The 12,648-nt window shown below is 35.2% G+C and carries 8 protein-coding genes; all 8 read left to right on the top strand.

The features are described from left to right. The first annotated feature begins 48 nt into the window (after positions 1 to 48). The 8 genes from LI954_RS04485 (at position 49) to LI954_RS04520 (ending at position 12,637) form a co-directional block, all read left to right on the top strand. Positions 49 to 3,210, top strand: a complete 3,162-nt coding sequence (locus LI954_RS04485) for a DUF6531 domain-containing protein (protein ID WP_229443796.1) — start codon at positions 49 to 51, stop codon at positions 3,208 to 3,210. 223 nt (positions 3,211 to 3,433) lie between these two features. After that, positions 3,434 to 4,210 carry a hypothetical protein gene (locus tag LI954_RS04490; protein WP_229443797.1) on the top strand — a complete coding sequence of 259 codons (777 nt, stop codon included), beginning with the start codon at positions 3,434 to 3,436 and terminating at the stop codon, positions 4,208 to 4,210. Positions 4,211 to 4,222: 12 nt separating this feature from the next. Further along, positions 4,223 to 5,677 carry a vWA domain-containing protein gene (locus tag LI954_RS04495; protein WP_229443798.1) on the top strand — a complete coding sequence of 485 codons (1,455 nt, stop codon included), beginning with the start codon at positions 4,223 to 4,225 and terminating at the stop codon, positions 5,675 to 5,677. Positions 5,678 to 5,691: 14 nt separating this feature from the next. Next, on the top strand, positions 5,692 to 6,324 hold the full coding sequence (locus LI954_RS04500; RefSeq protein ID WP_202067758.1) for a hypothetical protein: 633 nt from the start codon (positions 5,692 to 5,694) through the stop codon (positions 6,322 to 6,324). Next, on the top strand, positions 6,317 to 8,083 hold the full coding sequence (locus tag LI954_RS04505) for a phage late control D family protein (protein ID WP_229443799.1): 1,767 nt from the start codon (positions 6,317 to 6,319) through the stop codon (positions 8,081 to 8,083). Before LI954_RS04500 ends, LI954_RS04505 begins: the two co-directional genes overlap by 8 nt. 10 nt (positions 8,084 to 8,093) lie before the next feature. Next, positions 8,094 to 9,191 carry a pentapeptide repeat-containing protein gene (locus LI954_RS04510; RefSeq protein ID WP_229443800.1) on the top strand — a complete coding sequence of 366 codons (1,098 nt, stop codon included), beginning with the start codon at positions 8,094 to 8,096 and terminating at the stop codon, positions 9,189 to 9,191. Further along, a complete protein-coding gene (locus LI954_RS04515) occupies positions 9,188 to 9,688 on the top strand; it encodes a hypothetical protein (protein ID WP_229443801.1) in 501 nt (166 codons plus the stop codon). Before LI954_RS04510 ends, LI954_RS04515 begins: the two co-directional genes overlap by 4 nt. 60 nt (positions 9,689 to 9,748) lie before the next feature. After that, the gene (locus LI954_RS04520) at positions 9,749 to 12,637 is read left to right on the top strand and encodes a DUF6531 domain-containing protein (RefSeq protein ID WP_229443802.1); all 2,889 of its coding nucleotides are present in this window, start codon (positions 9,749 to 9,751) and stop codon (positions 12,635 to 12,637) included. Positions 12,638 to 12,648: the final 11 nt, after the last annotated feature.

The following is a 12,648-nucleotide window of genomic DNA, read 5'->3' on the forward strand; positions in this document are numbered from 1 at the left end:
TTTAGCATCAAAAAAACTAGATTTTTTCAAAGAAAGGAGCAATGACTTATGTTCAACAGTAGCTGTTGCTCATACAAGAACAGTAAAGTGTTATCTGCTATAAATACTCATGAGAAATGTTCATTTTCCAATAAGATAGACACTCGTAACTTACATCCTGCTCTTCGTCACTTTGGTTTTGATCCTGTTGATCTAGTCAGCGGAGCCTGCAGCTATCAGCAAACCGATTTTGAAACTGAGGGTCAAGTTCCGTTCCTATGGCAATGGATGTGGGATAGTTCAAATGCAGGAGCCGGTTCTTTAGGTAACCGAGTGTCGTTTTCTTATGATGAGCATTTAGAAACAGATATAGAAGACGGTGTTGTCTACCATATAAAGTCAACAGGTGAAATAGCTGAATATTCATGGGTTTTTGAGGGCGAAAGTCTTGAGGATCTTGCTAAACGAGTAAGATTGTCTAAAAAAGAGGAAGCTTATTTTCTGTTTGACAGGGAAGAAAAAAAGACCTTTCACTTTTGTCAAAGTAGTCAAAATCCTGACTATTTTTATTTGAAGAAAATTGAAAATACGTCCGGCTTTATTCTAGAGCTCTTTTATAACGAAGTTGGACAGATTCAAGAAATAGTCGATTCAAATAAACAGTCTTTTACCGTGGACTACAATCAACAAGGATATATTCAGTCTTTTTCAGCAAACAATACTTTGTTAAGTAAGTACGAATACTCTGAGTCTGGCGATCTAATCACTGTTATAGACAGTGAAGGGGCAGGTGTTCACTTTGCCTATAATCAAAATCATTTATTAATAGAGCGCCGTGATAAGAATGGAATGAAATTTCACTGGACATATGATGAATTTGGCAGAGTCATCCACACGTGGGGAGATGGACATGTTGAAGAAGGCTGGATCGAATATATTGAAGAACAGGGCTGTAATCTTATAAAGGATTACTATGGAAATATCACTAAATATTTTTATAATCGCTATGGATTGGTGAAAAAAATTGAATATCCGACGGGTGGAAGAAAATTATTTGATTATGATGAGCTGTTTCGTTTAACCGCTGTTCAAATGAAAACCGGTCAGGTAATTACATATAGGTACAATGAGTATGGTTGGCTAACAACAGCTTCATACAATGGACAAACAAAAGAAATCTATGACTATAATCAGTATGGCGCATTAACCACATTTATTGATAGAGCTGGAATACACATTCAATATGAGTATGATCAGCTAGGTCGACTTAAAAAAATAGTGGAAGACAATACTGTTATTTTTGAAGGGGCTTATGAAGCTCGCACAAATCTTTTAACCTACTATATTGAAAATGGGAAAGAAGTCCAGTGTTTCTATGATGATACGGGGAAGATATCTAAACAAGAAATAAATAAAAATATGCAGCTGCTTTGGAAGTACAATTCTTATGGGAAATGCATCCTAAAAGAGGAGAAAGATTCTGATTACTATAAAATAGATAAGTATAAATATAATGCAAGACAACAATTAATCCAGATTGAAAAAAATGGTGCGATTGAAAAAGAATACACGTACAATCTTCTAGGCAATCTTATTCAATACAAAGATAAGGGGTGGGAGTGTCAGCTCCAATATAATTCCCTGAATAAAATTTCTTATTTAAAGCTGCCAAACGACATTGAGCTCAAGCTTACCTATGATTTCTCAGGAAAACTGGCAAAAATAGTAAAGAATGGAACGACTGCTTATCAGGTAGAGCGAAATGAATTGAGACAAATTTCGAAGGAACGTCTGTCTGGTTTTGGTGAGAAGCGTTTTGAATATGACTTTGTTGGTCGGACCAACAAAATAATTTATGGGGATAACAGTTGGGTCTTAGTCAACCATGATCGAGGAAATCATATTCATGAGGTTCTATATAGTGATGGAAACTGGGACAACTATGAATATGATGGCTTGGGACAGATAATAGAAGCAGAGAATGCTTTTTCAAAAATACGCCTTACTTATGATAAAAGAGGAAACATCCTTTCAGAAAGCTCCCATCTTCTGGTGAGTGAGTTTGAACCAGTATTTGTTGACTATACGTATACTTCTTCTGGAAAAATAGAATCAGTAAAAAATAGAGAATACTTTTTTGAGCGGATCTTTTATGGGAAAAATCAGAAAATGCAAAAGTTACTGTTTATGGACAATAATCTGACAATAGAAACCAGAAATTTCGGGCAAGAAGTTAGACAAATAATTGGAGAAATGGAAATTATTAAGCAGCTTGATCATCAAGGAAAACCAGAGAATTCTGAAATTACTAGCCCTAATTTTTCTGAAGTTCAAAATTACTCTATAGAATCTAAGAATATAAATCAGACAATAAAAAATCAGTTTAATTCGAATATCCAAAAAGATAGACGTGGGCACATTATTTTAAAACAAACAAATCAATCAACGAGTAGATATCAGTATTTGGCTTCTAATTTGATGCAGGTAAAAATTGATGACGGTATTCCGGAAGGATACATCTATGACTCTTTTGGACGTCTGCTTCTAACCATGTCCAATGCCGTTTCAAAAGTATTTATTTGGAATAAAAACCAGGTGAGTACAGAATTCAAGCTTGAAGATAATAGAGTCGTTGAAACAATCCAATGGATGAAGGATATGGAAACCGGTCAGAATTTTGCATTTATACATGATCACAATCAAATCAGCGAACTCTTTTATACGATACCAAGTGCCAAAGGAAAAATTCAGCATATTCTAAATGATAAGTACGTTTTGCTGGATGGAGCAGAAAGCGAATGGATTCAGCAGACTATACAGGCACTGCCCTATGCAGGTGTACTGACAGATGACAAAGATTTATATTCGGATTCAATAATAAAAAGTACTCTGACCTCTTTTTGCTTTGATCGAATGACTATTTTTATGGAAAATAACTCAGAACCGTTGAATTCTTCGGCTGATGGTCACCTCAATAAATTAATTGATTATAAAAGTGTAGAATTAAGACATCAAATGGAATGTCTCTATTCGCCTTATCCGATACTTGATTTTATTAAAGATATTGGCTGGAAGAATAGTTATAATCCTGTGGAGGGATTGGAAGAGTTTGGTATAAGGACTATTGAAGATTTAAAAGGAGTGGATGGTAAAAGGCTAGTAGAAAATTATTTGTCTGGCAGAAGGTTTCAAAAATCTGGTGTATTTGTAAAAATGCCCAAGATTCGATAATTCTCTCAGCTTAAAAGGGTTTAATTAATGGAAAAAATTCTCCAAACGAACTGATTATTTACGAATAATTGGGTTATTAAAGTGTAGTACTTCGGTAAAGTATTTAATTCTAATAGATATTTTATATTTTCTATGAGAATTAAATGTTTATTCGGATTCAATATAGTACAAAAATGCAATGTGAACAATAAAAAACAGCAGCTACAAAGGAGGGGGAGAACAGATGTTTCAAACAAAATATCCTATTTTTCAAAAAGGAAGAATTTTAAAAATAGAAATGCTGGAGGCAATGCGGGAGTTGCCGTTGTCTTTTATGAAGGGATCATTTTCGGGATATGAAAATGGGATTCTCCATGGGTTTGACTGCTTGATAGACGAAGGAAAACTGATGATTCAACCGGGACTGTTAAAGGTAAATGAGCAGATTTTAATTCTGGATAAGGAAGTGGAAATTCCTTATTTTGCTTCAGATAATCAACTGATTTTAAAGATTGCCAGCCCAAAAGCAACTGAAAATCAGGATATGTTTCTTCAGGAAGCAGTGATTGAACTTACGGATCAGAAACAGCTTGGAAAAAATGAATGGGAGCTAATACGGTTCAAATTGAAACCGGGAGCCTATCTCCGAAAAGAGTATCAGGGGTTTGAAGATTTGATAACGGAATATAATACGGTCAATCCAATCTATCAAACGATTTCTTTATACGGACAAAAAGCAATTTCCCCTCCAATGATGCAGTTGTTTTGCGATTACTTGCAGGAATTCAACAGTCAACATCCGCTGGACCAAAACTTCTGTCTGCAAATACTGCAAAGTCATGGGATTGTTGGAGAAAAAGCTCTTTACTATTATCTCTATCAGCGTCTTCAGCAGGAGATCGATGTCAGCGATGCACAACATGTTCATGCGCAGTTGAACAGTATTTTGATTGAGGTAAAAAACAACAGGTATCGGAAAGCAGTGGAAGTAAGAAAAAATCGGAAACTAATTGTTGATTAAGGAGAGTACAAAATGAAAAAAATAAAAATTCTTCTGGTAATTACTTTTCTTTCTTCTCTATTCAGCTGCAGCAGTTTAAGCTATGCAGAAGAAAAAAGTGGACAGGACATTTTATTTGTTGTTGATATCAGCTATTCCATGGCTGCACATGATCCCGGAAAACATGTATTTGAAGCTGTTCAGACAATGGCGTCCATCAGTTCAAAAGAAAATGACCGGATGGGGTATATCTTGTATAACGACAGTATTGTCAAGGATCAGCAGCTGACAAAGATACAAGGAGAGGGAATGTTAGCTCAGTGGCAAAATGTGTTTGCAGGAATCACTCCTATTAAAGGGACAGATGTTGGTTTAGGATTGAAAACGGCACAACGGATAATGAAAATTTCTCAAGCGAGAAAAGATCGCAGCATGATTATACTGCTTTCAGATGGAGATACGGAAGCTGACAGCGGTAATCCTAACAGGCTTCAAGAGGATATTGACAGGGATGTGAGAAATGCATTGGATGCGTTGGAATCTCCTTTATACATTATTCAGTACAGTGAACTGGAATATAGAAATAAGGAGCCGATGAATCAGTGGGCAGAACAGACTGGCGGGCAGAGCTATACTGCACAGAATCAGCAGGAACTAAAGCAGATTGTTACAGATATTTATAATCATCAGACAACTGTATCAGCAAAAATTGATCAGGAAAATGAAAAAAAGCAGAAAGAAACCTTTACATTCATAGTGCCGGTTCCGGCTGATGAGCTTGAGAAAATTGAACAGATCACAGTCACCATGAACGCAGAAAAGGCGATCGAAAATCTGACTTACGAAGAGAACGAAAAAACGTTGGTGGAAAACAAGGAAAATCAAGTGGTTATCACACTTTACCAGCCGATTCATGATGACTATACTTTTTCCTATCAGACTGCAGCAAACAAGCCGGCGAAAATTTCCACTGACATCAAAATGGCTGAGACCGCTAAGAAATCTACAAAAACTAAGAAAAATGACATTGTATTCTATTCATTCATTGGAGGACTGATTTTACTCATTACAGGAGGGATTGCTTTCATTTTATTCAGGAGAAAAAATCAGCTGTTTGATAAAAATGCCGACTATTTTTTTGCGGATGCCTTGGAAGGCTGTTTTACAAAGACACCTAATCAGGAAGATATTCCGATTCAAAACTGGTCGGCTAATATTTTCCAGCGTCAAAAAACAGTGACACTTTATGATTTACTTTATGAAGAAACTATTCGTGAGCAGATGCCGGTCAGCAGGAAAGTTCAGTTTAAGGTTGGCAAAGAAAATACATTGAAAATGAGAATAAAAGGAAAAGTGAAAGGCATTCAGCAGGGCAGAGAGATTCCCAAAGGAGTGTGGGTTACGTTGAGTGTTAGACAAGGAGCGTACTTGATTTTTAAAGAAGATGAGCTTGAATTGGATATTCATATCCGCAAGAAAAGCTCGTAAAAGAAGGTGAAAAGATGGATGAACTGGATCGTGAAGCAGCAAAAATGGAAAAAATAATGATCGAGCGAATGAAAGAAGATGAATGGATCACGCAGTTTGACGGCAAAGAAGTGGCGAAAGAAATAAAACAGCAAGGCTGGGTAGAGCTTCAGGGTGAAGCGTATCCATTTAAGAAATTGCTCTTAGATATATTCACCATATTTATTCCGGAAGAATTTGAGTTGATGGCTTTAGAGGATATTGAAAGGAAGTATCCTTTTACACAGCGAGCGGACTATATCTTTTCTGATGAAACAACATTATATTCCATTAACTTTACTAAATTAGAAGAAAAAATTGATGATGAACAATTTTTACAATTTGCCAATGGTGTGATAAGCAATTTAAGAAAGATACATCCAGATATGGATATATTAAGTGAAGATAGCGGAGAACTGGCTGAATTAGGCTATTGCTATTTTGATGCAGAAATTTCCAGTCTGGATGGTAAGCTGTATCTTTTCTTTGGTATTGTACTTGTGAAAAATGAAATGGGGCTATTTTCATTTTCCAGCCCTATCGCTAATGGTTTGAACTGGCGACAATTTTGCAAAGCCATGTTATTAACAGTTGAATATACTAGTGAGGGAGTTGAAACAAGTGAGTGATGAAAAAGAAAATTTAAAGGTTTGGAAGACACCTTCAAGTCTTGGAAGTACATTAGAGGAGCTCAGTAAAGGATCAAAGATAAACAATGAACTTCTAAGCGTAGAACCACTACAAGTGAAAGGTGAGGCATTAAGCAGAGAATCTGAGAATCCAGCAGAAAAGAAAATATATCAGGCGTTTAATCCGGCAACAAAACCGTCTCTGACACCAAGTTTTTCGGTCCCATTAGTAGAGGAAATACAGAAAATACCTGCAAGTGAAAAGAAGGCAAACCTCCAGGTAAAAGAAGAAGAAACGTATATTCCGCAGATGCGTCAGATGATTGAAAAGGAAATGAGCTATTATCGAGTAACGACTGAGGGGGAACAGATTAGAAGTGAAAATATTCAGATAAGTCCATTTCAATTTATTTCTATACTTGAACTGACTATTATTCAGAGTCAGGGAGAACACTCTCAAGCGGAATTTAAAGGGATTGTTTCAAAAGAAGAAGCGGATCGAATTCTACAGCTGCATGATATAAAAGTGCCTATCAGTATTTCAAAAAGAAATGAATCTGGGAAGAGTTTCTCATTTTATGAAGGTCTTGCCAGTTCTATTGAAATAGTGAATGAAGGAAATGTTTATTATATTCATGGGATAAGCTTTTCCTACACATATCTAATGGATATTAAGAAAAAGAGTCGTTCTTTTCAGTATAAAAATCAGAGCTATGAGCAAGTGGTAAATCAGATTGTCAGTCAATATGAAAATGGGGCTTTTCTAGATACTATTACAAATGGTCAGATAACAGGGCAGTTTTTAATACAATTTGAAGAGACAGACTGGTCCTTTATCAAGCGGCTAGCTTCACATTTTAACCGTCAGTTGATTACTGTGGATCAATACAGCAATCCAAGATTCTACTTTGGAATGCCGGATACATCTGTTGCAGGGGAAATCCATACCGTGGAGTTTCAAATTGAAAAAGATCTGGCAGGATTTCGGCAAATTCAGGAAAACCAGGAAGTTACCGCATCAGAACAGGCCTTTCTACGTTATCAGGTGCAGACAAATCAGCTGTTCATTTTGGGAGACAAAGTGAAATTTCTTGATCAGGAATGGTATATCGCTGATCTGGAGCGTTATCTGGAGCGTGGCGCATTAAAAAACAAGTATCTGTTGACACAGGTTCAAGGCATTATGATAGAAAAGGCATATAATGAACAACTGACTGGTAGTTCAATCAATGGCACTGTTGCTTCGGTGGATCAGGATAAAGTTTTATTGAGCCTGCAAATTGATAATGGGGAAGGAAAGCCTGCTTATTGGTTTCCATATTCAACGAATTATACTTCTGATGATAATGTCGGCTGGTATATGATGCCTGAAATTGGTGAACTGGTTCGTTTATACTATCCGACAAAAGATGAAAAAGACGCCGTAGCAATGTCAACGGTTCGTACTGAAGATGATTCTTCAAATGCTCTTGATCCGAATATAAAGACACTACGAAATAAATTTGGAAAAACCATTACGTTGGAGCCTGATAAAATTACGATTGTTGGAAATGGCGTGGAGATCATCTTAAATGATAGCTCTGGAATCAATATCACGAGCAAGGGTAGTGTGAGTGTTACCGCTGAAGGCGCTTTATCGTTAAAAGGTCAGAATGTGGTAATGGATGCTTCTGACAGTGTCAATATCAGTTCTCACGGGAATACTATTTCTGTTAATGACAAGATTGCTTTGAACGGCAGTGAAATAAAAATGAATTAGGAGAACTCAGATGATTGTTACAGAAACAATAAAGCAATTTCAACGAGAATATGTAGAACCTCTGGTTATTCGCCTAATTCATCAACTGGATCAGGAGTTTCGTAGTGAAAAGGATCAGCTAATCAAGGAGTTTGAAAAGGATCTGATTCCTATTTTTATGGAGTTACATGAAAAACAGAGAAATCAAGAAGTTTCTGCTACATCGTTTTTAGTTTTTTCATGGCTTCGGGGAGAATATTTATTTGAGGAAGCACTGAACTATGAAGTACACAGCTATGGAGAAAACTGGTATTTCAGCACAAAACAATTCAGTCAGATTATCAAATTTGACTGGCTTTCTCCGTATTTGTATCAGTTTAAGGAGCAGCTGAGGATTGGACTTGAAGAACAAAAAAATCCCGGTTTGCTGGGACAGGAAGATTACTATTTGAACAGTTATTATGAGGTGTTCCAGCAATATTTTATTGCCTTACTTCGCTGGCTTTTCAGGAAAAATGGAGAAAAACTGCTTTCTTTAATGAGTATAAATAAAAGGCTGCTGATTTATGCTGGTGAATACAAAGATGCCTGCGAACGGATTTATGAGAAAAATGAAGATGTCATAGCACAGAAGGAATTAGACTATCTGCTTGATGTTAGTCAGCTGGACTTTGAAGCAAATAAGGTGTTGAAAAATAGTTCATTTAAAAACCAAGATTTCAGCAATTTGAATTTGACATGGGGAGACTATCATTCCTGTGATTTTAGAGAAACAAAATTGACTGAGGCATTACTGGTAGGCAGCCAGTTTAACTATTCAACGTTAAATGGAGCTGATTTCCGGCACAGTCGCATTCAGGATACATCATTTCGTTATGCAGAATGTCAGAATGCTGATTTTCAATTTGCCAGAGGCTCTGTTGCAAGTACGATTGAAGCGATTCCCTGTTATTTTGGAGTCGATTTTTCCCATGCGAATTTAACGAATGCTGATTTTCGAGGAGCAAAGATGAATGGTGCAGTTTTTGAGGGAGCAAAAATGACGGGAGCCCGTTTTTTTGAGTATGAGCGTACAAATTTGGTGCTGACCGATCAGCAGCAAGAGGAAATCAGGTGGGTGAGCGGATGATTTTTTATCAGTTAAAGCCAAAGGAAATACAGACAGATATTCTTACCTTTAATTATTTACCGGAAAGCTATAGGGATATTGAATTTCAGGAAGGAATTCGTGTGACTGTGGAATCATTGAATTCGGAAGTGATTACTGATTATTTTTCGAAACCTTTTCCGATTGTGTCTGATTTATTTGTGAATACAATTGGGATATATGTTGATTTTCTTCCTAAAAAATTTGTGTCCCTTTCAGATGGAAAAACAGACCAAATACTCACTTATTGGGCGCTGAAACCTAAAGTGATTGATTGTCTGTATCCAGATAGGATAAATGAGGGCAATCAAAAAAACGAAAAAATAATTCTTTCAGAAAAAATGATACAAAATGAAAAATTCTTTTCTGTTAAAGGACTGCAGGAAGAAAACTGGATTGTTAGTCTGGATGTTATGGAAAGCTTGCTGCGCAGACATTTGAATGGGTTTACAGGAGAGAAAGTCACAGTAATGTCATAACAAGTTAAGGAGAGTAAGAACTAATTCTTCCATAAATAAATCAGGAAGAGAGGAAGTTAGATGAAAAATAAAGGAATGCATTTATTTTCTTCACAGAAAAAGCCAAAAAGGATAACGGAAAAAGAGAATATGATTTCTTCTAAAAGAGTAAGAACGGATTTACTGGACAGTCACTATCGGCATTTTGATTTTGATCCGGTTGATGTGATTAGTGGTGCTTACAATTATCGACATATAGATTTTGAAACAAAGGGGCAGATTCCTTTATGTTGGAGCTGGTTGTGGGAAAGTGTAAATAATAGAACGGGTTCACTAGGCAATCGGATTAGCTTTATTTATGATGAGCATTTGGAGATCGATGCTGAAGAAGGTGTCATATATCATATTGACCAAGAAGGAAAACAGATTGAATTTCCCTGGTTGCTTGGTGATCAAGTTTACCATGCGTTGTTTCGGAGAGTGAAATTGAAGGCGGTCAAAGGAGCCTATATCCTAACAGATTACAAGCTCAAACAAGAACTAACGTTCATTCAAAGCAAAATTAGTGGTGATTATTATCAGCTGAAAGAAGTCAAAAATTTTTTAGGATTCAAGTTGGAACTTTTTTATAACGAAACAGGGCAGCTGGAAGCAATTATTGATTCTAATCAGCAAGAATTTTCTGTCCAGTTCAATAATCAGGGATTCATTCAGTCACTCTTATACAAAGGCAAAAAGCTTGCCGAGTATGAGTATTCTGATGACGGAAATCTGCTAAGTGTATCTGATGTTGAGGGAGAACAAATTCGTTTTACCTATAATGAGAATCATTTAATGACGAAACGTCAGGATAAAAATCTAACCAGTTTTCATTGGAGATATGATCAGTTTGGGAGAGTTATCCATACATGGGGAGATGGTCATATTAAGGAAGGCTGGATTGAGTATCATGAAAATCTAGGCTATAATCTTGTAACCGATTATTATGGTGGACAAACAAAATACCAGTATAACCGACACGGACTAGTGAAAGAAATTTCCCTTCCGACTGGAGGTTACAAACGCTATTGTTATGATGAAAAACAGCAGCTTATTCGTGAACAGATGGTTGATGGAAAAATAATCTCTTATTCATATAACGAATTGGGATGGTTAGTAGAAAAAGAAAGTAGTGACGGTAGGAAAGAGAAATATAGTTATGATAAATATGGCAGTCGCCAATACTCTGATGAGAAAAATACTCAAATAATTGAGTATAACAAATATGGTCAAATATTTATAGAAATACTTGATGCTTGTAAAAAGATAATGACGTATAATAACTTCGGCTATATAAGCAAATTGATTAGGATTAAAGGAACAAATAGAGATATTTTTTACTATAACTATGATGAGAAGAACCGCTTGATTACTATAAATCAAAATGATGATTTGATTCGAATGTATAAGTACGACAAAATGGATCATATCACACAGTTAAAAATCAAATCGGGAGAAATTGTTGAACTCAGATATGATAAAACTGGAAAAGTTAGTACTATCAATTGCAGAAAAATAAACTATAGTTTTTCTTATGACTTTAATGGAAGATTGTTGAAAGCAAAAAAAAGAAATCAAAGTATTTTGAAGTTGAAACGTAATAAGGCTGGCCAAATCATAGAAGAAGTATGGAAAGATACCCCAACTAAAAAATTTGAATATAACTATCAGGAAAGAGTGAAGAAAATTACTTTTTCCAATAATGATTGGGTAGCTCCCAAATATGATAAAAATGGGAATATAATAAAAATTATTTATAGTGATGGAACTTGGGAAGCTTACAATTATGATGATTTTAATAATATTACGGAAGCATCCAACTTATCCAGTAGTACAAGATTTAGTTATGATCACCAAGGTAGAATAACGAGTGAAACAACATCATTGGAAGATTTCAAGCTAATCAAGTTTCCGCTTTCTTATGAATATACTGAGAATAATCAATTGGAATCAGTAAAATTAGGAAATCAAATTAGAGAAGTGTATACAGAAAATTTTTTAGAGAAGAAAATTGATGTTTTTTTATCAGAAGAAAAAGAGTTTAGTATTCAAAAATTGGAGAGTGTAGCTGATTGGAATCAATATACTTTATTAAGTGCTAAAGGAGAACGCATCACTGATGTTGAAATTAGCGAACCGCTGATAATAAATCAAAAGAAGAAAATGAGTTGTCCAATCTTCTATGGTTCAGGATTACTTTCTATAGTTCATGATGAGGAAAGACAACCATTAATTTTCCAATATGATTGTTTTGGAAGATTAATTGAAATTTATACTAAAGATAATTTTTATATATTTGCCTGGGCACAGAATAAAATTATTTTTGAGATTGTGACTTATCGCAATGGATATAGAGAAATGAATCATCTGGTCAGTTATTTTGACTCAAAGATAATAACTGTGAAAAGAAATTTCTCTGAAAAAAATATTTTTATTGAAGATAGTTTGAATGCCAGAACGCAACTTATTAAAAATAATCAAGTAATGGCATCTAATGTAAAGAAAGACACTCGATTGATGCGGTCAAATGAAATTGATCTTTCTGAATTCGGAGTGAATTACCACTATCAAAATTGTTGTAAAGAGAAGCCAAATCAGTTTAGCAATACTTCAATAAGTAATAGCAATATGATGTTATCTCATTTCTTAAGTATACGACTTTCAGAATATTTAACTGATGAAAGTGTTATGTCATCACAAGTAAATCAGGAATTTTTGAAAAATCAATGCATTTTTTTAGTGATGATAAGCAAACGATTTTTTTTAAAGAATTTAAAGAGAGAGAATTATAATACTCAAGTAGAGAAATCTATTATCCCTGTACAGAAACTTGAAGGACTTCAAGCTTTTGGTATTCTTCGGATAGAAGATCTGTTAGAAGAAAATATTAGTAATAGAGTAAATAATTATTTTAATCAGGAAGGCTTGTAACAAGATTAATG

It is taken from the genome of Enterococcus sp. CWB-B31 (assembly GCF_020567645.1).
Taxonomy (GTDB): Bacteria; Bacillota; Bacilli; order Lactobacillales; family Enterococcaceae; genus Enterococcus_L.

Coding starts and splice junctions, on each gene's coding strand:
- LI954_RS04495 (WP_229443798.1), top strand. CDS start 4,223: ATGAAAAAAATAAAAATTCTTCTGGTAATTACTTTTCTTTCTTCTCTA.
- LI954_RS04490 (WP_229443797.1), top strand. CDS start 3,434: ATGTTTCAAACAAAATATCCTATTTTTCAAAAAGGAAGAATTTTAAAA.
- LI954_RS04485 (WP_229443796.1), top strand. CDS start 49: ATGTTCAACAGTAGCTGTTGCTCATACAAGAACAGTAAAGTGTTATCT.
- LI954_RS04500 (WP_202067758.1), top strand. CDS start 5,692: ATGGATGAACTGGATCGTGAAGCAGCAAAAATGGAAAAAATAATGATC.
- LI954_RS04510 (WP_229443800.1), top strand. CDS start 8,094: ATGATTGTTACAGAAACAATAAAGCAATTTCAACGAGAATATGTAGAA.
- LI954_RS04515 (WP_229443801.1), top strand. CDS start 9,188: ATGATTTTTTATCAGTTAAAGCCAAAGGAAATACAGACAGATATTCTT.
- LI954_RS04520 (WP_229443802.1), top strand. CDS start 9,749: ATGAAAAATAAAGGAATGCATTTATTTTCTTCACAGAAAAAGCCAAAA.